Origin of the sequence: Nonomuraea solani (genome assembly GCF_900108335.1) — a bacterium.
GTDB classification, from domain to species: domain Bacteria; phylum Actinomycetota; class Actinomycetes; order Streptosporangiales; family Streptosporangiaceae; genus Nonomuraea; species Nonomuraea solani.
Genome location: NZ_FNVT01000003.1, coordinates 455,432 through 475,615, shown reverse-complemented (window position 1 = coordinate 475,615; position 20,184 = coordinate 455,432). Strand labels below are relative to the sequence as shown.

Genomic DNA, 20,184 nt, shown 5'->3' with positions numbered 1-20,184 from the left:
GGTCAGAGGGCTCCCGGGGGGCCTGGCAGGACGATGCCGAAGAAGTCCAGCGCCTTGTACGTGGTGAGTTTCCTGGCCCTGCCGGTCCTGACGTTCAGCGCGTACGAGGTCATGGTGATCGGCGGCGGGTCGACCACTGCGGGCTCGTCGATCGGCACCTCGGAGGCCGGCCTGCACCGGACCGACGTCGTCAGTGCCATCACCTCGTCCGCACTGAGCCAGGTGCGCAGCGAGACCTGGGAGACGTCCGGGGACAGGCCGCTGATGACGGTTCTCTTGCGCGGTTTGCCGGTGAGCGTGTCCATGAGCGCGAGGTTGCCGATCCGGCACGGCTTCTCGGCGGTGCCGCGGTCCTCGATCACCGCGACGGTCTTCCCGTCGGGGGCGAGCGGGCTGAAGTGGTAGGCCTTCGGCAGGATGACCGACGTGGAGTCGCCCGCCGAGGTGGCCGGCCACAGGTTCGAGATCGTGCGCAGTTGCGAGTTGGGCGAATACTGCGCGAGCGTGATGGTGGCCCCGTCCGGCGACAGGCCGACGGGGACCCAGCGGTTCGGCAGCTCGCGCACGACCCCGTCACGCATGTCGAAGAGCAGCGCGGGATCCTTGAAGTCCGGGACCTTGCTGAAGGCCACGAACCGGCCGTCGTCCGACAACATCAGCCGCGAGATGCTGCCCAACCGGCTCTCCGGCACCTTGCTCGCGGCCGTCGTCGTCGCGCCCGTGGCCAGGTCGCGGACCTGGAAGGTGCTCTCCTTGGCGCTGTAGTAGGCGATCTTGCCGCCGTCCCTGCTGATCGCCAGCGGACTGTCCCGCAGGCCGTTGCGCCCGGGGCTGAGGCTGGGCAGCGCGTCGGTGACGTAGTACGACTTGCCGCCGCGCGTCACCACCCGCCAATACCCGTCCCGGCAGCCCTTCGGCGCCTTGTTCTTCGGCCGGCAGAAGGTCTTGTACGCGTGACTCAGCGACCCCATCCCGTTCGCGGGCAGCTCGCTCGCCGGGGGCACCTCCTGGGGGCCGGGCAGCATCCGCACGGCGATCGTCGCGCCGAGCCCGGTGACCACCACCGTCGCGGCCGCGACCAGTGAGATCGCGGTACGCCGCCGCCGGTCGTACGTCATGATCGTGCGCTCGGCCAGGTCCACCTCCGGCGAGTCGTCGGCCAGGTCCACGAGCACGTCCCGCAGCCAGGTCATCCGTGTGCCTCCCTCAAGTCGGCGAGCTTCGGGGCCAGTTCGGGCGCCAGTTCGCGTAAACGGGCCAGCGCGTAGTGGGCCTGGCTCTTGACCGTTCCGACCGAGCAGTTGAGCAGCTCGGCCGTCTCCCGTTCGGTGCGGTCCTCGTAGTAGCGCAGCACGATCACCGCCCGCTGCCTCGGCGGGAGCCGCATGAGCGCCTGGCGCATGACGAGCCGTGCGACGGTGGAGTCCTCGGTCGAGTAGGGCCGCTCGGGCGGCGCCGCGCTGGGGAGCTCGGTCTTGACCCGGCGCCGTCGCCAGGAGATGTGCTGGTTCAGCAGGGCCTTGCGTGCGTACGCCTCGGGGTGCTCCACGCGCGACAGCCTGGACCAGCGTCCGAGGACCTTCAGCAGCACACTCTGCAGCAGGTCCTCGGCCTGGTGCGCGTCTCCCGTGAGCAGGTACGCCGTGCGCATCAGCGACTGCTGATGCCCGGCGACGAACGCGCGGAAGCTGTCATTGCGGTCCAAGATGACTCCTCTCGCCCGTTACCGACGCCGGCGAGGAGCCAAAAGGTTCGTTGCTAGAAAGGAATGCGTTCGAGCACGCCACCGGCGAAGAGGTCGTAGAGGCCGAGCGGCTCAAGGTGGACATACCCGATGTGGCAGTCGCAGGCCGTGGCCGGACAGGCCCGGGGGCGCAGGGCCGGGCGGTAGGAGCCGTCGTACAGGTTGCCCAGCACCTCCGGCACGAAGTGGCAGCGGCGCACCATGCCGTCGCCGTTCACCGAGATCACCGTGTCCCCGGTGCGGCAGGGCAGGCCCAGGCTGGGGTGCGGGAAGCGGCTGTGGTGGAAGTGCGGATCGATGGCCGCCCAGTCGGCCGCCTCGGCGTCGGTGTAGAGGCGGCCCTCCTCGGCGTTGACCCACAGGTACGTCTCAGGCGGCAGATCCTCCCTGAGCCGTCTGGCGTGCGGCAGGTGCGCGGGGTCGCCCACGATGCCCACACTGTGCCGTACCGGGAGAGACCCGACCTTGGCCAGGAACCGCTCGTACGGCACCTGTGTCGGGTGGTACGTCACCCACAGCGCCGCCCGGTCCGACGCCTCGGCGAGCCAGTCCGTACGGCAGCTCAGATTGGTCTGGATCGCGACCTTGGCCACGTTCGGCAGCCACGAGAGCTCCACGAGCGCGCGGCGGTACCACGACCTGACCAGCCCCTCACCCCACGGCGTGAACAGCACCGACACCTCGAAGTCCCGCTCGCGCACCCACCCGGTGAACCGTTCGAGCGCGGCCCGGTCGGCGCGCAACCGCTCCGGGCTGTCGCGGCGCTTGGCGAACGGGCAGTAGGCGCAGTCGTAGTCGCAACTGGACAAAGGCCCGCGATAGAGGATGGTCAGCACGCCGCGTACCCGTCCATGAGCCCCCGCACCCCGGGCGAGAACAGGGCGGGACCGATCGCGTCGGAGTACGCCAGCCCCTCGGGGGTCAGCCGCACCGTCTCATCCGAAATGACCAGCCATGAAGCGAGGTCGTCCAGCGGGAAGTCGGCCAGCACGTCGGTGCCGAACCGGTCGGTGTAGAGTCGCCGCGACATGCCCTCCGCCTGGAGCAACGACTGGACGAGGTGCCGCCGCCTGCGCTCGTCCGGTGAGAGCGCGAAGCCCACGTTGGCCGTGCCGAAGTCGGTGCCGGCCACGTAGTCGTCGATGATCGAGCGCACGTGCCGCGCGCCGACGGCGTACTCGAAGGAGTAGTGCAGCTCGCTCGTGTACGACCGCGCTCCGCATCCCAGCCCCACCATGCCGTCGGTCTGGCAGCAGTAGTCCGTGGCCGCGCCCGTCCCCGGTAACCGGAACATCCGCATCGACACCTGTTCGTACCCGGCCGCCAGCAGGTGGTCGCGCCCCGACCGGTACAGCTCCAGCCGCTGGTCGTCCCACGCCCGGCCCTGCTTGCCGAGCCCGGTCAGCGGCCGGACGTAGAGCGGGTAGAGGAACAGCTCCTCGGGCCGCCACCCGAGCGCCGTGTCCAGCGAGTACAGCCACGACTCCGGCGTCTGCCCGTCGATCCCGTAGATCAGGTCGATGTTGAGCACCGGCACGCCGGAGGCCCTGATGGCGTTCAGGGCGGCGTCCACCTCGGCGCGCTTCTGCGGGCGCACGGCCGCGCGGGCCTCGGCGGCCACGAAGCTCTGCACGCCGATCGAGATCCGGAACGTTCCGCGCTCGGCGAGTACGGCCAGACGGTCGGGCGTGGCGGTGGCGGGGGAGGTCTCCACCGAGAGCGGGATCCGGGCCAGGTCGACGCCCATGGTCCGCTCGGTCAGGTCGAACAGCCGGGTCAGCTCGCGGGCGCTGAGGTAGGTCGGCGTGCCCCCGCCGAACGCCGCCGTGGTGAAGGCCGGCTTCTCCAGCGCGTCGCGTACCTGCTCGGCCTGGCGTTCCAGGGCGTCCAGGTAGGCCGTGACCAGGTCCTCCGGGGCGCCGGTGCGGGTGAACAGGTTGCAGAAGCCGCAGCGCATCTCGCAGAACGGGATGTGCGCGTACAGTGCGCCCGGGCGCTCCCCGGCCCAGACCTCCTTCAGGTGCGGGCGCGGGTCCAGCGGCCGGTACGCGGTCTTGTGCGGATAGGCGTAGACATAACCCTCATACGGCCGCATGGTGCTCCAGGACGAAATGGGTGTAGGGAACCGTCCAGACGACCTCGTGGCCGATCCGGTGGCCGATGTGCCCGTCCTCGCCGTACGCCGTGCCGTGGTCGGAACAGACGATCGCCAGGCAGGGACGGCGGCGGGTCATGAGGGCGTACAGGCGGCCGATGTGGCGGTCGACGTACCGCAGGGCGGCCGCGTGGCTCTCCACGGAGTCGCCCGCCGCCCCCGGCAGATAGTGGTGGTTCGGCTGGTGCAGAGCCGACACGTTGACGAACAGGAAGACCGGTTCGCGTACGTCCCGCAGCACCTCGGCGGCGCGGTCGATCTGGTGCTCCAGCGAGGCGGGGTTCGTCACGCCGAACTCCGGCTCCCAGTGGCTCTCGGCGAACAGGCCCGGCAGCGCGGACCCGAGCGGGGTCAGCTTGTTGAAGAACCCGACCCCGCCGACGCAAACCGTGTGATACCCGGCCCGCGCGAGCCCCGCCGGCAGGTCGGGCGCGTCGAACACCCAGGTGCCGTCCGCCGTGCTCTCGCTACCCGGGAACGTGGCCGCGAACAGCCGGGGATGCGGCCCGGGGGTCACCGGCGTGGGCAGGAAACCGGCGAACATGGCGGCGTGCGAGGCGTAGGTGAAGCTGCCCGGACTGTGCCGGCGCTCCCAGCGCGCGCCCGCCGGGAGCAGGTTCGGCAGCAGCCCGGCCGCCGCCAGCTCGGCCGCCACGTCGTAGCGCAGCGTGTCGAGCGTGACGAGGAGAAGATCGTGGGTGCCGATGATCGTGTTCATGTCCAGCCGGTCAGCGCCCACCGACGACCGCCTCGACCTGTTCGGCGTACGTGTCCCGCCCATGTCCCGAAAAATCCCCTAATCCCGGTAGCAGATCCCCGAACGCGTTGACCTCCGCCACGGCCACCGACCGCCAGTCCGCCCCGACCATCACATCGACCCCGGTGCTCAGACTGCGCGGAAAACAGCCGGCCGCCCGCGCGCACACCTCCAGCACCCGCTCCCACAGCCCGGGCCGCCCGCGTACCGTCTCCAGGTCGCCCCGCGTGCCGCCGAGGTGCAGGTTCGTCATGGGGACGCGGCTCGTGCGCACCACCGCGTGCGTCGGCCGCCCGGCCACGGTCACCACCCGCAGGTCGAACGCCCGCCCGCCGGTGGACGCCTTGGGAAACCACTGCTCGACGTGCAGCCCGTCGGCCGCCAGGAAGTCGACCAGCCGCCGCGCCTCCGCCTCGTCCGTCACCGTACGGACCCGCAGCGAGTTGCACAGCACCCCGTCGACCCACGTGGCCGACGTGACGGCCTTGAGGCGGCCGGCGTGGGCCTGGAAGGCGATCACCCCGGACGCCGACGACCCGTGGGCCGGCTTCACGAACACCCTGGCCCAGCCGCGCGCCGTCATGCCGTCCCGCAACTCGTCGTACGACCGGGCCTCGAACGCGGCCGGCACCGGCACCCCGGCCGCCGCCAGCACCGCGTGACAGCGCCGCTTGTCGAACATCACCCCGATCTCGCCCATATCGCTCAGCGGCCGCACGCCCGGAAGCGCGGTGACCCGCTCCAGCCCGGCCATGAAGGCCCGATACCAGGCCGCGCCGCCGCCCGCCCGCGCCGGATCGCCAGGCCCGCGCAGCAGCGCGTCGGCCCTGGCGTCCTCGCCGGGGGAGTCGATCCGCAGCAGCGACCCCTCCGGCGCGCCGAACTCCCGCCCGGCCAGCACGTCCCGCCACGGGATGACGTGCGGTTCCGCGAGCCCCCGCGCGACCACCGCGTCGCGGAACAGCGTGACCCGCCGATCCTCAGGCGTCCCGACAACGGCGAAACGCATCTCCTCCGGCGTCCCGACGGCGGTGAAGCGCACCGTCACTCGCTCACCGCCGTGTAAAGCCAGTCGTCGTCCGCCTGCTGGTCGCTCACATCGACGGCCACCCCGGGCAGCGCACTCCGGAGACGGGCCGCCATCGCGTCACTGAGGAAGTGATGGCCGAGGTCGAGCGCGCTCAGGTGGGTCAGCGGCTGGCCGCTGAGCAGGGCCTCCGCGCCCCGGTCGGAGAGCGTGCCCATGCCCAGGCTGAGCGCCTCCAGGCGGGCGACGACCGGCGCGGCGGCCACGGCGGCGGCGACCTCGTCCTGCTGCTCGCTGTTGCGCAGGCCGAGCCGTCTCAGCGCGGGCAGCCGCGCACCCGACAGGATGCCGTCGAGGTCGGCGACCGTGTGGTCGCCGCCGTAGCTCTCCACGCCCAGCCACAACTCCAGGTGCTCCAGCGCCATGTCACTCGCCCACGGCGACGTACAGCCAGTCGCCGTGCGACGACTGCCGGTCGGTGAGCAGGACCTCGACGCCGGGCAGCGCCGCCACCAGGCGGGCCATCATCTCCTCGCCCACGAAGTGATGGTCGAGGTCGAGCCGGCGCAGGTGGGTGAGGGGCTGGCCGGACAGCAGCGCCTCCGCGCCCGCGTCGCCGAACGCGCTCATCGACAGGTTGAGCTCCTCAAGCCGGGCCACGACCGGCGCGGCGGCCAGCGCGGCGGCGAGGTCGTCCGCGAACGGGCAGTTCTGCAGGCCCAGGTAGCGCAGAGCGGGCAGCCGCTCGCCGGTCAGGACGGCCGCGCAGTCGGTCACCCTGGAGTCGCCGCCGTAGTTCTCGTCGCCGAACCAGATCTCCAGGTGCTCCAGCGCGGGCAGATCGCTGTCGCCGACGCCGCGCACGACCCGCGCGGGCAGGCCGCCGCTCTCGAACCTGAGCGTCCGCAGCGACTCGTGCCGCACCGGCTCGAACCCCAGCCCGTTGCCGCCGCGCACCTCCAGGCGCTCCAGCCTCGGGTACGCCTTCAGCAGCGGCGTGACGTCGGACTGCTGGATCCAGGAGATCTCGTTCTCCTCCGGGGTCATCGCGCCCAAGAACAGGGACCGCAGCCCGGGCAGCCGGTCGGCGTTGTCGGCCAGCCGGGCGACGATCTCCCCGCTGTCCTTGTCGCCGGAGTCCTCCCACCCGCCGATCACGATGGCCGTGACCTTCCCGGTGTCGACGTGCTCGAAGAACCAGTCGAAACTTTCGGAGATCCGTTTGGGGGAGTCGTTGTGCTCCCAGTCGCTGCCATGGATGCGCCAGGCGGCGACGTCCGGCGGTGAACTCTCTTCGGGGAGGGGCGAGAAGGCCACGGGCAGCCCGGCGTAGCTCTCGGTGTACTCGTCCCAGTGGCTCGGTCGCTCGGTCACGGATGGTCCTAGAGTCGGGGGGATTCGGCGGCTCCTGTCCTACCAGATCCACCCGACAAATCACCCTTCGAACAGTGTGCGCCCCCAATAGTCACTCGCGTCCCGCACCCCCGGCGGGCACGCGAACAGCCCGCTGGAGACGTGCTTGATGTACTCGTTCAGCGGATCGCTCTTGGCCAGGCTCATCTGTACCGGCACGAACTGCTTGCGCGGGTCGCGCTGGTAGGCGATGAAGAACAGCCCCGCGTCCAGCCGGCCGAGCCCGTCGGAGCCGTCCACGAAGTTGTAGCCGCGCCGCAGCAGCCGCGCCTCGCCGTGGGCGCTCGGGTGCGCCAGCCGTACGTGGGCGTCGCTCTTGATGTGCAACTCCCCGTCCGGGCCCTTCGCGGTGAAGTCCGGCGTGTCGAACTCCGCCTTCTTGCCCAGCGGCGCGCCCTCGCCCTTGTTCCTGCCGAAGATCTGCTCCTGCTCGGCCAGCGACGTACGGTCCCAGGTCTCGACCGTCATGCGGATCTTCCTGGTGACCAGGTAGCTGCCGCCCGCCATCCAAGGGCTGCCGTCCTGCGCCGCCGCCCAGAGGTGGTCGCGCAGCAGCGCGGAGTCCTCCAGTTTGAGGTTGTTGGTGCCGTCCTTGAAGCCCATGAGGTTGCGCGGGGTGGCCTGGGCCCGCGAGGTCGAGGAGGTGCGGCCGAAGCCGAGTTGCGACCAGCGTACGGAGACCTTGCCGAAACCGATCCTGGCGAGGTTGCGGATGGCGTGCACGGCGACCTGCGGGTCGTGGGCGCACGCCTGGACACAGACGTCACCTCCCGAAATTTCGGGATTCAGCAGCTCTCCCGGAAATTTCGGCAGATCGGCGAGAGCGGCCGGGCGCCGCCCCGCCAGCCCGAACCGCCCGTCGAACAGCGAGCCCCCGAACCCGACCGTCAGCGTCAGCCCGGAGGCGGGCAGCCCCAGCGCCTCGCCCGTGTCGTCGGGCGCCGCCTCGGGAGCGCCGCCCACCGCGCCGTACGAGCCCGCCTCCCTGCCCTGCGTCAGCCGCGCCGCCGCGGCCGTCCAGTCCTGCAGCAGCTCCACCAGCTCGGCTCGCTCGTCCGTGGTGACGTCGAAGGAGACGAAGTGCAGCCGGTCCTGCGCGGGCGTGACGATGCCCGCCTGATACTGCCCGTAGAAGGGGAACGGGTCGGAGGCCGACGAGGCGTGCGCCACGGGCGGCTCGTCCAGCAGCGACCGCGCGGCCACCGCCCCCGCGCCCAGCGCGGCTGCTCCCGCCGCGCCGAACCCGAGCAGCTTCCGCCTGCTGACGGGTGGCTTTGGCGTCATGACGTCCCCCTATTTCGCGACAATCGGAGCGATCCGGCTGATCGGCTCGCCCAGCGCGTTGATGGCGTCCGACAGCGTCTTCAGCTCGGCCTTGGAGAGCTCGTTGTGCAGCCGCCAGCCGTCGCCCTTCTGGTGCACCGCGAGGGCCGCCTCGGCCGCGGCGAACTTCTCGTCCAGCGTCTTGACCAGATCGGGAGCCCGCTCTTCGAGCACCGGCCGCAGCGCCTGCACGGCCGCCTTGGAACCGTCGAGGTTGGCGTCGAAGTCCCACAGGTCGGTGTGCGACCAGACGTCCTCCTCGCCGGTGATCTTCCCGGTGGCGACCTCGTCGAGCAGCTCCTTGGCGCCGTTGGCCAGGTTGAGCGGGGTCAGCTCGGTGGCGTTGGCCTTGGCCACGATGGTCTTGACGTCCGTGATCAGCTTGTCGGCCATGGGGCCGCTCTTGCTGATGTCCTTGTGGATCCACAGATCCTTCTCGATCTTGTGGAAACCGGTCCACTCGTCGCCCTCGGCCAGGTCCGCCTCGCGGCCGTCGATCGCCGGGTCGAGGTCGCCGAAGATCTCCGCGACCGGCTCGATGCGCTCCCAGTACGTCCGCGACACCGGGAAGAGCGCCTTGCCCTTCTCGATGTCGCCCGCCTTGACCGCGTCCACGAACTCCTGCGTCTTGACCAGCAGCGTGTCGCTCTGGGACTTCACGTAACGCTGGTAGCTCTTCGTGGCCTCGGCCAGCTTGGCGTCGGCGTTGAGCGGCTTGTGCTCGCCCGTCACCTTGAGCGCGTTGCGGAGGCCCTTGCCCACCATGCCGGGTTTGCACGCGGTCTCGTACGCGCCCGCCGGCAACTCGGCGATGAGCTCCCTGGTCAGCCCGGGGACGATGTTCTCCACCTCGGCCATGACCCGGTCGCCCGGGGCGTACACGTAGAACTCGGTGACCTTGGTGCCGCCGTTCGTGATCGCGAACGTGGTGGTGCCCGCGGCGACCTCGGCCGCGGCGACCTTGCACTCGGTGTCGGACGCGGCCACGGCGACCTTGCCGGGCGCGGCGGACCCGGAGGGCGCGGGAGCGGTCCCGGAGCCGCAGGCGGTCAGCGCCGCCAGGGCGAGCACACCGGAGGACAGGCGGATTGCGGTACGCATGATGCTCCTGTTCAGGCGGGCGTCGTCACCCGTTGCGGGCGCAGGAAGAGGACGAGCGTCGGTACGAGGTAGGCGGCCCAGGCCACGACCTCCAGGACCGAGGGCTGCGGGGTGATGTTGAGCATCCCGGTGAGCAGCGCGCCGTACCAGGAGTCGGCCGGCAGCACGGCGCTGAGGTCGAAGGCGTGCGTGTTCAGGCCCGGCAGCACGCCGGCCTCCTGGAGGTCGTGCACGGCGTACTTGAAGATCCCGGCGGCGACCAGGATCAGCAGCAGCCCCGTCCAGGTGAAAAATCTGGACAGGTTGATCCGCACAGCCCCGCGGTAGAGGGCCCAGCCGATCACCACGGACGTGAGCAGCCCCAGGCAGATGCCGATCAGCGGCTCCGCGGTCGTGGCGGCGCCCCGCGCGGCGGCGAAGAACAGCAGCACCGTCTCCAGCCCCTCGCGCGCCACGGCCAGGAACGCCATCACGACGACGGCGAACGAGCCCATCGTGAGCGCCTCGGAGAGCCTGTCCCGCAGCTCGCCGGAGAGGGCCCGGGCCGTCCGGCGCATCCAGAAGATCATCCAGGTGACGAACGCGACGGCGAGCAGCGACGTGATCGCCTCGAACAGCTCCTGCGAGGTGAAGTCGAGGCGCGCCGCGGTGAAGGTCAGCAGCGCCCCGAACGCCACCGACAGCGTGATGGCCGCGCCGACCCCGGCCCAGACATGGGGGAGTTTGTCCCTGCGGTCGCTCTTGACCAGGAAGGCGATGAGGACCGAGACGACGAGCGTCGCCTCAAGCCCCTCGCGTAAGCCGATGAGGAAACTGGCGGACACCGGCACTCCTCCTCGATGAGGAAAGGCTTGCCTAAATTAGGACAGCCGGAGGTTCCGCACGCAAGCCCTCACCGGGTGAGGTTGTCGGCCAGCAGGTCGAGGAGGGGGTGGCGGTGTACGCATCGGTCCAGGAGGAACGAGTCGGCCAGGGCGAGCAGCTCCTCGTCGCCGAGCCCGCGGAACAACTCGGCGTACTCGGGCAGCAGCGCCTGGGCGATGAGGATGTGCCTGATCAGGTCGTCGGCCTGGTAGCGGGCACCCCACGGGTACGGCCGCCAGTCCGGGAACTCGGTCTCCACCAGCGCGTGCAGAGGAGCGAGCACGTCGGCCGACTCCTCCATGGTCGAGCCCCACCGATCGGCCCCGAGCCGCCGCTTCTTGGCGATGAAGGCGCCGAACCGGTCCACGTACGGCCCCGCGGCGTGCACCAGCCCCTGCAACCCCACGTCCTTGTACGTCCACAGCGACCAGCCCACGTCCTGGGCGTCGTAGATCGCGAGCTGGTCGCGCAGGACCTGGTAGCGCTGCCGGTCCATGGCCGGGTCGCCGGTGTAGACGGGCCCGAACTCGCCCACCCACAGCGGCGTGCCCGTCTCGCGCTGGAAGCGGGACCGCGTGGCGAACTGGGCCTCCAGCTGGTTCTTGTCGCACCATTCGCCGCGGGTGTACCCGGGATAGGGGCCGCCGTGGGCGAACCCGGCCAGGGCATAGTCGTGCATGACGAAGACCGTGTTCTCATACACCTCCCGAAATATCGAGAAATCGGTGGAGTAGGTGTTGCCGTCCAGGAACAGGACGTGGCCCGGGTCGGCCGCCCGGACGGCCTTGACCAGGCGGTCGTAGAAGGGGCCGATGACCTTGCCCGTCAGGTCGGCCGGCTCGTTGACCGGGTTGTACCCGGCCACCCACGGATGGTCGCGGTAGTGGTCCGCGATGACCTCCCACAGGCGCACCGCCCGGTCCTGGAAGTGCCGGTGCTGCCAGAACGCGGCCACGTGCGTGGGATTGTCGGAGTGCCAGTGCTGGTTCTGGGCGCCGGGCAGGGCGTGCAGGTCGATCACGCTGTAGATGCCGTGCGCACCCAGCAGGCCGATCACCCGGTCCAGGTGGCGGAAGCCGCGCGGGTCGATCTCCAGGGGCCGGTCGTCCGACTCCCAGTGGTGGTAGTTGACGGGGATGCGTACGCAGTTCATGCCCAGCCCGGCCAGCAGGGCCGCGTCCTGCTCGGTGAAGAACGAGGCCAGCAGCCGGTCGAAGAACAGCTCGGCGCGCTCGTCACCGATGACGGCGCGCACGGCGTACCGCATGGAGCTCTCGTTGGCGGGGTAGCCGGTGATGAAGTTCTCCATGTTCAGCCAGCCCCCGAGACCCACCCCCCGCAGTCGTACCGGCTCGTGGTCGTCCGTGACGAGATGGGTTCCGGACACGTGCAGCATGCGGCGATCACCCCTTCGTCGCACCCGCGGTGAGCCCACCGACCAGGTGACGTTCTGCTATGGCGTAGAAACCGAGCGCGGGCACCATGGCCAGGATGAGATAGGCCAGGATGCGGGCGGTGTCGGAGGCGTACTGGCCCTGGAACTGCTGGATGCCCAGCGGCAGCGTCCAGCTCGCCTCCTCGCTGAAGACCACCAGCGGGAGCATGAAGTTGTTCCAGCTCCCCACGATGGCGAGGACCGAGACGGTGGCGATGGCGGGCCGGGCCATCGGCAGCAGGATCCGCCAGAAGAACCCGAACGGCGTGCACCCGTCGATCGTGGCCGCCTCCTCGATCTCGCCCGGGATGCTGCGGAAGAAGCCGCGCAGGATGATGATCGTCAACGGCAGGCCGAAGGCGGCCTGGGTGAGGATGACGCCGAGCGGATTGTCCAGCAGGCCGAGCGTACGCAGCAGGACGAAGATGGGCAGAATGGCCACCGCGAACGGGAACATCAGCCCGGCGGTGAACAATGTGAAGAACAGCTCCCGGCCGCGGAAGGCGAACCTGGCGAACACGAACCCCGCCAGTGCCGACAGCGCCACGGTGAGGACGGTCGTGACGACCGCGATGAACGTGCTGTTCCAGACCTGCAGCCAGAACGAGCCGGAGCCCAGCACGTCGGTGTAGTTGGCCGTCATCCAGGTCTTGGGCAGGCCGAACGGGTTCTCCGACAGCTCACTGTTGCTCTTGAAGCCGCCGAGCAGGGCGTACACGACCGGAATGACCATGAACGCGCCGACCACCCACGCGATCACGTGCAGCGGCACGGTGTTCTTCGTACGGTTCATCACCGGCCTCCGATCGAGGTGGTCGCGCCCTCAAGGTCGCGGCGCATCACGAACCGCTGGTAGACGAGGGCGAAGACGAGGCTGAGCGCGAACATCACGACGCTGATCGCGCTGGCGTAGCCGACCTGGGTACGTTTGAAGCCCCAGTCCATCATGGTGACCGCCATCGTCTCGGAGGAGTGCGAGGGGCCGCCGCCGGTGAGGATCCAGACGAGGTCGAAGAGCTGGATCGTGTAGATGACGGACAGGAAGATGCTGATCCGGATCGTCGGGCCGAGCAGCGGCAGCGTGACGTACCGGAACGTCTTCCAGCCCGTGGCCCCATCGATCTGGGCGGCCTCGATCAGCTCGTTCGGGATGTTCTGGCGCCCGGCGAGATAGATCATCATGTGGAAGCCGAAATACTTCCAGGTCATGACCAGGAACAGCGACGGCATCACGGTGGCGGGGTCGGCCAGCCACTCCGACTCGAACCCGACCACCGACAGCAGTTGGTTCGCCATGCCCGACTCGGGCGAGAGGATCAGCGAGAACAGCACGCCGGTGATGACCTCGGACAGCACGTACGGGGCGAAGAACAGCACCCGATAGAGCGCCCGGCCGCGCATGCGCTGGTTCAGCAGCATGGCGATGGCCAGCGAGAACGGCAGCTGCACGAAGATCGAAAGTGCGACGAGCGCCAGCAGGTGCGCCATGTCCTGGGCGAAGATCTCGCTGCCGAACAGCCGGGTGAAGTTGTCCAGCCCGATGAAGTTGCTCGGCAGGCCGCCGAAGCCGTTCCACCTGAACACGCTGGAGTAGAGCGCCACCAGCATCGGCGCCACGACCAGCAGCAGGAACAACACCAGGGCCGGCAGCAGGAACAGCACGATGGTCAGCCAGCGTCCGCGACGCCGGGCGGCAGGGGCGGGGGCCGGAAGCCTGAGCGCCTCCGGCCCTCTCGTGAGCGTCGTCATCCTTCGCTCTTGGCCACTTCGCTGATGTCGGCGCCGACCTCTTGCGGCGTCTTCGTACCGGCGATCAGCTCGGCCACACTGTCGTTGACCTGCTGGCCGACGGCCGGCGGGTAGGCCTGGTCGAGGTAGAGCTGGTAGCCGCTCGCCCCCGCCAGCAGGGTCGCCACCTGCTTGAGGTTGGCGTCCTTGACCGCGCTCTCCTCGCCCTTGAGCACCGGCAGCACGCCACCGGACTCGACGGCCTTGGAGTGGTTGCCCATCTCGGTCATGAACTTCACGAAGTCGATGGCCTCCTTCGGCGCGTCCGCGCCCACGGCCAGCCCGCCACCGCCGCCGAACGCGTCACCGGCCTGGCCCTTGCCGCCCTCGACGGCCGGGAAGGGGAAGAAGCCGAGGTCGTCGCCGAGGCCCTTGCCCGAGTCCTTCTGCACGCTCGGCGCCCACTGGCCCATCAGCTCCATGGCCGCCTTGCCGTTGCTGACCGTGGCCGACTGGCCGTCCGGGGTCGAGTAGGCCGCGCCGAGGAAGCCCTTCTGGAACGGCTGGAGGTCGGCCAGCGCCTTCACCTGCTCGCCGGCCGCCACGAAGTCGGGCTTGGTGAAATCGTGGTCGGTGGCCGCCTGCTTGAGCGCGTCGAGGCCGGCGATGCGCATGGCGAGATAGGCCCAGTAGTAGTGGCCCGGCCACTTCTCCTTGCCGGCCAGGGCGATCGGGGTGACACCCGCCGCCTTCAGCTTCTTGACGTCCTCCAGGAACGCCGCCCACGTCGCCGGGGGCTCGGTGATGCCGGCCTTGGTGAAAAGTTTCTTGTTGTACCAGAAACCCACCAGGCCGATGTCCGTGGGGAGCCCGTACGTCTTTCCTTCGAACTGGTACGCGCTCAGCGCCGCCGGCGTGAACGTGGGCAGGACGTCGCCGACGTCGGCGGAGATGTCCTTGACCAGGCCCGCGTCGATCTGCTGCCTGAGCACGCCGCCGCCCCACGTGGCGAACAGGTCGGGCGCGTTGCCGGACTGCGTGATCGTGGTGAGCTTGGCCTTGTAGGCGTCGTTCTCGAGGACGGTGGCCTTGATCGTGACGTTCGGGTTCTTGGCCTCGAACTCCTTGGCGCGCTGCGCCCAGAGCGACTTGAGCGGCTCGGCGGTCGACAGGTGCCACCATTCGAGCGTGACCTTGGCGGGAGAGCCGCCGCTCTGCTGAGGAGCCTCGGTTCCCCCACCACCGCCGCCACAACCGGCCACGAGCACGGCGGCCGCGATTAACACCAGACTGCGTTTCATGGGGTCCCTTCCTCAAGTCGGCGAAACTTTCGTGAACCCCCCGATACTTTCGTCGCCTGGATCGTAGGTAAATGCCAGGTAAAGCGTCAACACCTCGGGTGGGAGCGATCCCAAACCGAAACTTTCGGATACACTCCCGATTTGTGTCAGCGAAGCGGCGGGTGACGATCGCATTGATCGCGGAGGAGGCCGGGGTCTCCATACCGACGGTCTCGAAGGTCATCAACGGGCGCCCGGAGGTCGCTCCGGCGACCCGCCATCGGGTGGAACGCCTCCTGCAGGAGCACGGCTACCAACGGCGCATCAGCCAGGACGACACCCCGGCCGGCCTGGTGGACCTGGTCTTCGCGGAGATCGAGTCACCCTGGGCCATGGAGATCGTCCGCGGCGCGGAGAGCGCCGCCCACGAGGCCGGGGCCAGCGTCGTCATCTCGGTCCTGCACACGCACGCGGGCCCCGGCCGCGACTGGCTGGAGCGCCTGGCCGCCCGGCGGACGGACGGCGTGGTGATAGTGGCCTCGCAACTGTCCATCGGCATCCAGGCCCAGCTCAGCGCACGCTCACTGCCGTTCGCGGTGGTGGACCCGGAGGGGGAGCCCGCTCCCGGGGTGGTCTCGGTGGGGGCGACCAACTGGAACGGCGGCCTGGCCGCGACCCGGCATCTCCTGGAGCTCGGCCATCGGCGGATCGGCATGATCAGCGGGCCCGCGGACATGCTGTGCAGCCAGGCCAGAATCGACGGATATCGGGCGGCGCTGGAGACGGCCGGCGTACCGGTGGTGCCGGAACTGATCAGGCGCGGCACGTTCCTGGTGGACTCGGGCCACGATCAGGGCCACGCCCTCCTGTCCCTGCCCGACCCGCCCACCGCCATCTTCGCGGGCAGCGACCTGATGGCCTTCGGCGTCTTCGAGGCGGCTCGGCAGCGGGGGTTGCGCGTGCCTGAGGATTTGTCGGTGGTGGGCTTCGACGACCTGCCTTTGGCGAAGTCGGCCTGGCCCCCGCTGACCACGGTCCGCCAGCCACTGCAGGAGATGGCGGCTTTGGCCACGCGTACGGTGCTGGCAATGGGCCACGGCGAGGTCCCGGAGACGAAGCGTGTCGAGCTGGCCACAGACCTCATAGTGAGAGAAAGCACCGCCACCCCTCGCTAGGCGCGCCCACCCGTGGGCTGGTTACCCGGTGCGCCCCGAATGGTCCTGTTTCCTTGGGGTGTGCCTTCGGCACGCAAGGTCATCGCAAGGGGGCGCTTCGCGCCAGGGACCTCAGCCGTTCTTCCCTGGGGCGCAGGCTCCGCCTGTGCCCAGGAAGCTCAGCCGTTCATTCCAGTCGGGCCGGGGCCCCGACCCCTGAAGGACTTCGCTCCGCTCAGCCGTCCTTCCGCGGGGCGCAGGCTGCGCCTGCGCCCACCCCTTCAGGCGGTCAAGCAAGGTGGGCTGGTAGCCGCTTCGAGATCATATGAGCCGCCGGAACCCAAGGGCGGATGGAGGGAGTCGAAAGGTGCGCATTTCAGCGCGCGGCGACTACCGTACGCGGGTCGACGATGCGGTGGGCTCCACCATGGCCCGCGCTGACCTCACCGACGCAGTGTTCCGTGTCCCGCTCGACGCAGGCACCCACCGCCACACCGTCGACGTGGCCTACTGATCAGCGTGGACGACTGAGGGCTACCTCGGCCAGATCCGTCCATGTCTCGACCGAGGAGTGGGGCACGACCACCCAGTCCTTTATCGCCCGGCCCTTCCCCGAGGGGTCGAACAGAGACGCCCCAGGCAGCTTGAGCGCGGCCGTGTGTTCGGGGGTATCCCTGACCAGCCGGAACACCATCGCGCCGTCGCGCTGCAGGCTCGCGAACATCTTCCCTGCCTGATCTTTCAGCGCGGGACTCCCCATCATCCTGGAGATGTGTACACCCAGGTCGGCCAGCTCGGCACCGACCTGCTTGAAATCCTCTTCCGCGCTCATCGTTAGTCGGTCCCAAACTCCATGGCGATGTGGTCGAGCAATCCGTCGTGGCCGGGGCCCTTCCCGCGTGACGCGATCACCCCGGCCCCGCCTTTCGGCGGTTCGGCGACCAGGCTAGTCATCCTTGCGGTGCTGATCAACGCCGGATGCGTGGTGCCGACCCTGTCGGGTCTTGCCGCCGGTCCTCGACCGTGCGCGATAGATCACCTGCCGATGATGCGCGACTGGCCGACCGTCGTGCACGCCTCGTCGAGGAGCCGCTGCACCTGATCGGGGGACCAGCCCTCAGGAGGGGGCGTCGGCCAGGTAGCGGGCGCCGCGCGCCAGCCCGTCCCGCCACGCCTGCCGCCACATCGATTGAGATGGCGTAGGCATCACCGTCGCGGAGTAGACCTGGCCGCCAAGGACGAACTCTTCCCACCCCGGACGGTCCTCGCTGATCGCTCGGGCTGTTCCCCTGGGCTCGCCTTCGGCACGCAAGGTCATCGCAAGGGGGCGCTTCGCGCCAGGGAGCTCAGCCGTTCTTCCCTTGGGCGCAGGCTGCGCCTGCGCCCACCCCTTCGGTCGGCCAACAAGATGAGCCGGTAGACGCTTCCACATCATGTAGCCCGTCGGGTCTACCCCGGGGGCGAATGGAGGAACCGCGAACGGCGCATCCTCAGTGTCAAGTGCGAGGGGTTCGTCTGCCTGCTCTGGTCGGGTCGTCTATGAGGCTTCCTTGAGTTGCCCTTCGTAGGGTGCCGCAAGTGACTTCCGCCATTCGTTGCGGATTTCTTCGGCAGCTTCGCGCGCGTCGTCCGCCGTCATGAATTCCCCGCCCTGCATGGCGATGCCGGTACATCCGGGCAAGCGCGGATTCAGGTTGTAGCGGTTCAGAAAGAAGTGGATCGAGAACGCTTTGATGCTGCCCATCATCCCGTATTCCATGTTGTCGGAACGACGAACCCACGCGATGTGAGGTACGATCACTGTGGGTCTTCTAGTGGGCTCTTCTTCGCTCATTGAGGCTCTCCGATAGGACGGACGACATTTGTGGCGGTCATCCATTTGCCGACCGATAGGCCGATGTCGACGGGCGGAAGCCTGTCAAAACGTCCTTCCCGGATAGCATGCGTGAACACCTGGTAGTTCGTCATGGTGGTGATGATCGGCTTTGGACTGGTGCCCGTTTCCGCGACCCTGAAGATTGCGATGTCGCCGTACGCTTCCGGCTGGTATTCGTAGTCGCGTACTTTTGCGCAGAAGTTCGCCCACGCCGTAGCCGTTATGGTGGCGATGTGCTCAGGGTTCGCCAGTTCGCAGACCTGGACCACCCCGCCCTTGACGGCCCGCCGCACGGCGACAGCGTTATTGATCTCCGGTGCGTGCGTTGCAACCCAAGGGCCTACTCCGCGCACCGTTGACGTCTCGGCGTTGACCATGATGGAGCCTCCTGAGCTGGGTTCGGTGTTGGGCCGGCACTCCAGCAGTCCGTTTCCTGCGTTGCTTCGAGGTACGCCGCCGGCCCAGTCCGCATGGGGCCGACCCTTCGCCCAGGCCCAGATCGGTGAAGCCGCGCGGGCATGTGCCTCGAAGCGCCCGGAAAGAGGCCATGCCGGAATGTCTAGATCGGGGGTGGGGGTGTCGGCTAACCGCGCCACGCTGGTACACACGTGGGAGGGGACGGCCTGTCCGGGCATACATCGAAGCTAGAAGCAGGCGTTGACCAGGAGCAATGATGTTGCCACTTGTTGCCCCCTTCTTACTTGGCACCCCTGGCGGCTGCAATCATCCGGCGAGCCTGAGGTCCGTACACCGCGATGTTCGCAAGAGCCGCAAAGCGTTCCGCGTAGAGCGCGATCTCCCACTTTTGTGTGAGCTGAAGATGGCCGGAAACCAGTTCCACGCTGATCATCCCGTCATCGAACATGGTGAACCCCTCCACCGGTGCGGCATGAGGAGAATGCGCCCGCGCCGCTTGCAACGGGATGATCCCGAGTGACACGGACGGCAGGCGGGTTACCTCCTCAAGGTGCACAAGCTGGGACTCAAGTATTTCCCTGTCGTAGAGCTGGTATCTGAGAGCCGCCTCCTCCAGCAGGAACGCGAAGGTTCTTCCCGGCTGCCTGAGGATGGATTGTCTCGCCAGGCGTTCTTCGACGGCCGCCGCCACGTCGTCGGCCTGGACGCTGTGGCGCTGCTGAACAGCCTTGAGAACCGCCGTCGCATAGTCCGCTGTCTGGAGTAGCCCAGGGATCATTCGCGGCTGGTACGAACGCACTGAAGTGCTGCGGTCGAAGATGGGCCGCACGCCCTTTTGAGCCGCTCGCAGTCCGGCTCGATTGATTCGGCGTGAGTCGGTCCACATTCCGGCTGCTTCGCGTCGCGCGGCAAGCAACTCGTTCGTGCGCTCCGGCGACACTCCACAGGCGCGACACCAGACCCGAAGGTCATCGGCGGAGATAGGCCGTGTTCCACTCTCGATCTTGGACACCTTGGATTTGCCATGCCATCCGGCGGCTTCGGCCAGCTCATCACCGGTCAGCCCCGCGTCTTCACGCATTTCGCGAAGCAGACCGGCAAGCGCCAGCCTGGCTTGCTGGGCGCTAGAAGAGGATGACGATGGCACGACTACCAGTGTGCAGAGTCGGTGCGGCCACTCGGCACGGGCATCTCACAGGCGATATTCGTCGTGCGGGATGGCGAGATCCCAAACCGCCTCGAACGCGGTCGTGCACAGCTCGATCACGCCGGGATCTTCGCTGAACTGATGCCCTGCCACTTCTCCGGCTCCGTCGAATACGGAGAATCTGACCAAGCGCCCGTCGAACACCCAGTACGGGTTTCCGGGTAGCGCCAGCGCTGATGAGAGATACCGGGGCAGCCAGCGCAGTTGTTCTCCGGCTGCCAGTTGGAACGCTGGAGCGACCGCATGCATGTACCTGATGTAGTCGCTTACGGGTTCCGAGACGATGCGGGCGCGTCTGACCGCTACGCCACGCGCGACGGCAGGTGCTATGACGTCGATCCAGGCGCGGGCCTGGTCGTGGTCGATGAAGTCGCGTCCCGCTTGGAACGCGATGAACCCCGGATCAGACGTCATATGAGCGTCGTGGATCTCAAGGTGAACGGCCGACGTGGTGCAGCCTGAAAGCAGTTCAGCGAACGTCGGCCCTTCTCTCGCTGGGTCCGAAGATCTTCATCGAGCCAGTGCCGCGCCGTACGATGCGCAGCAGCCGGTTTCCTTCGTCGTCATCGATCTCGCGAACGCGAACTCGCTCAGCCATGCCCGCATTCTGAAGTGATCACGCCCGACGGCCCGGGAGGCCAGCTTCGCCGGTCTCCGCGAGCCACTCTGGACAGGAGAGCGGCGAGGCCACGCGAGATTTTCC

23 protein-coding genes are annotated in these 20,184 nt (G+C 68.6%); 3 read left to right on the top strand and 20 right to left on the bottom strand.

Annotated features, from left to right (window positions below; all coding sequences use genetic code 11):
- Positions 1-2: 2 nt before the first annotated feature.
- The 15 genes from C4V41_RS13305 to C4V41_RS13235 form a co-directional block, all read right to left on the bottom strand.
- Complete coding sequence (locus C4V41_RS13305; RefSeq protein WP_103956126.1) at positions 3-1,193, bottom strand: hypothetical protein; 1,191 nt, start codon at positions 1,191-1,193, stop codon at positions 3-5.
- Positions 1,190-1,705, bottom strand: a complete 516-nt coding sequence (locus C4V41_RS13300) for a SigE family RNA polymerase sigma factor (RefSeq protein ID WP_103956125.1) — start codon at positions 1,703-1,705, stop codon at positions 1,190-1,192. The genes C4V41_RS13305 and C4V41_RS13300 overlap by 4 nt, the downstream gene beginning before the upstream one ends.
- Positions 1,706-1,758: 53 nt before the next feature.
- Entirely contained in the window at positions 1,759-2,580 is an 822-nt protein-coding gene (locus C4V41_RS13295) for an STM4011 family radical SAM protein (protein WP_103956124.1), read from the bottom strand.
- Positions 2,574-3,839 carry an STM4012 family radical SAM protein gene (locus C4V41_RS13290; RefSeq protein WP_103956123.1) on the bottom strand — a complete coding sequence of 422 codons (1,266 nt, stop codon included), beginning with the start codon at positions 3,837-3,839 and terminating at the stop codon, positions 2,574-2,576. The genes C4V41_RS13295 and C4V41_RS13290 overlap by 7 nt, the downstream gene beginning before the upstream one ends.
- Positions 3,826-4,617 carry an STM4013/SEN3800 family hydrolase gene (locus C4V41_RS13285; protein WP_103956545.1) on the bottom strand — a complete coding sequence of 264 codons (792 nt, stop codon included), beginning with the start codon at positions 4,615-4,617 and terminating at the stop codon, positions 3,826-3,828. Before C4V41_RS13285 ends, C4V41_RS13290 begins: the two co-directional genes overlap by 14 nt.
- 10 nt (positions 4,618-4,627) lie before the next feature.
- Complete coding sequence (locus C4V41_RS13280) at positions 4,628-5,704, bottom strand: STM4014 family protein (protein ID WP_327537039.1); 1,077 nt, start codon at positions 5,702-5,704, stop codon at positions 4,628-4,630.
- Positions 5,701-6,108 (bottom strand): hypothetical protein, encoded by a 408-nt coding sequence (locus tag C4V41_RS13275; RefSeq protein ID WP_200823943.1) that lies wholly within the window; start codon positions 6,106-6,108, stop codon positions 5,701-5,703. The genes C4V41_RS13280 and C4V41_RS13275 overlap by 4 nt, the downstream gene beginning before the upstream one ends.
- 1 nt (position 6,109) lies before the next feature.
- The gene (locus tag C4V41_RS13270; protein WP_103956122.1) at positions 6,110-7,057 is read right to left on the bottom strand and encodes an STM4015 family protein; all 948 of its coding nucleotides are present in this window, start codon (positions 7,055-7,057) and stop codon (positions 6,110-6,112) included.
- Positions 7,058-7,117: 60 nt separating this feature from the next.
- The gene (gene efeB, locus C4V41_RS13265; RefSeq protein WP_103956121.1) at positions 7,118-8,380 is read right to left on the bottom strand and encodes an iron uptake transporter deferrochelatase/peroxidase subunit; all 1,263 of its coding nucleotides are present in this window, start codon (positions 8,378-8,380) and stop codon (positions 7,118-7,120) included.
- Between the two features lie 9 nt (positions 8,381-8,389).
- Entirely contained in the window at positions 8,390-9,520 is a 1,131-nt protein-coding gene (gene efeO, locus C4V41_RS13260) for an iron uptake system protein EfeO (RefSeq protein ID WP_103956120.1), read from the bottom strand.
- Positions 9,521-9,531: 11 nt separating this feature from the next.
- Positions 9,532-10,344 (bottom strand): iron uptake transporter permease EfeU, encoded by an 813-nt coding sequence (gene efeU / locus C4V41_RS13255; RefSeq protein WP_103956119.1) that lies wholly within the window; start codon positions 10,342-10,344, stop codon positions 9,532-9,534.
- 68 nt (positions 10,345-10,412) lie between these two features.
- Positions 10,413-11,780 (bottom strand): glycoside hydrolase family 5 protein, encoded by a 1,368-nt coding sequence (locus C4V41_RS13250; RefSeq protein ID WP_103956118.1) that lies wholly within the window; start codon positions 11,778-11,780, stop codon positions 10,413-10,415.
- Between the two features lie 7 nt (positions 11,781-11,787).
- Positions 11,788-12,612 (bottom strand): carbohydrate ABC transporter permease, encoded by an 825-nt coding sequence (locus C4V41_RS13245; RefSeq protein ID WP_103956117.1) that lies wholly within the window; start codon positions 12,610-12,612, stop codon positions 11,788-11,790.
- Complete coding sequence (locus C4V41_RS13240; protein WP_103956116.1) at positions 12,612-13,568, bottom strand: carbohydrate ABC transporter permease; 957 nt, start codon at positions 13,566-13,568, stop codon at positions 12,612-12,614. The genes C4V41_RS13245 and C4V41_RS13240 overlap by 1 nt, the downstream gene beginning before the upstream one ends.
- A complete protein-coding gene (locus C4V41_RS13235) occupies positions 13,565-14,848 on the bottom strand; it encodes an extracellular solute-binding protein (protein WP_235030099.1) in 1,284 nt (427 codons plus the stop codon). Before C4V41_RS13235 ends, C4V41_RS13240 begins: the two co-directional genes overlap by 4 nt.
- Before the next feature lie 143 nt (positions 14,849-14,991).
- Between C4V41_RS13235 and C4V41_RS13230 the strand changes: the two genes are divergently transcribed.
- Both C4V41_RS13230 and C4V41_RS61795 read left to right on the top strand, forming a co-directional pair.
- Positions 14,992-16,002: a LacI family DNA-binding transcriptional regulator gene (locus C4V41_RS13230; protein WP_103956115.1), complete on the top strand. Its 1,011-nt coding sequence runs from the start codon at positions 14,992-14,994 to the stop codon at positions 16,000-16,002.
- Between the two features lie 346 nt (positions 16,003-16,348).
- Complete coding sequence (locus C4V41_RS61795) at positions 16,349-16,495, top strand: hypothetical protein (protein WP_160150263.1); 147 nt, start codon at positions 16,349-16,351, stop codon at positions 16,493-16,495.
- On the opposite strand, the gene C4V41_RS13225 is transcribed toward C4V41_RS61795, so the two are convergent.
- From C4V41_RS13225 to C4V41_RS13200, 5 genes are all read right to left on the bottom strand, one after another.
- Positions 16,496-16,813: a hypothetical protein gene (locus C4V41_RS13225; protein ID WP_103956114.1), complete on the bottom strand. Its 318-nt coding sequence runs from the start codon at positions 16,811-16,813 to the stop codon at positions 16,496-16,498.
- Positions 16,814-17,518: 705 nt separating this feature from the next.
- Positions 17,519-17,815, bottom strand: a complete 297-nt coding sequence (locus C4V41_RS13215; RefSeq protein ID WP_146103640.1) for a hypothetical protein — start codon at positions 17,813-17,815, stop codon at positions 17,519-17,521.
- On the bottom strand, positions 17,812-18,234 hold the full coding sequence (locus C4V41_RS13210) for a hypothetical protein (protein WP_146103639.1): 423 nt from the start codon (positions 18,232-18,234) through the stop codon (positions 17,812-17,814). The genes C4V41_RS13215 and C4V41_RS13210 overlap by 4 nt, the downstream gene beginning before the upstream one ends.
- Positions 18,235-18,554: 320 nt before the next feature.
- Positions 18,555-19,421 carry a helix-turn-helix domain-containing protein gene (locus C4V41_RS13205; protein ID WP_103956110.1) on the bottom strand — a complete coding sequence of 289 codons (867 nt, stop codon included), beginning with the start codon at positions 19,419-19,421 and terminating at the stop codon, positions 18,555-18,557.
- Positions 19,422-19,466: 45 nt separating this feature from the next.
- Positions 19,467-19,949, bottom strand: coding sequence for a DUF6879 family protein (locus C4V41_RS13200; protein WP_103956109.1), 483 nt, complete (start codon positions 19,947-19,949; stop codon positions 19,467-19,469).
- Here C4V41_RS13200 and C4V41_RS62880 point away from each other — a divergent pair.
- Positions 19,930-20,097, top strand: coding sequence for a hypothetical protein (locus tag C4V41_RS62880; protein ID WP_200823940.1), 168 nt, complete (start codon positions 19,930-19,932; stop codon positions 20,095-20,097). The two genes, C4V41_RS13200 and C4V41_RS62880, sit on opposite strands and share 20 nt — an antisense overlap.
- Positions 20,098-20,184: the final 87 nt, after the last annotated feature.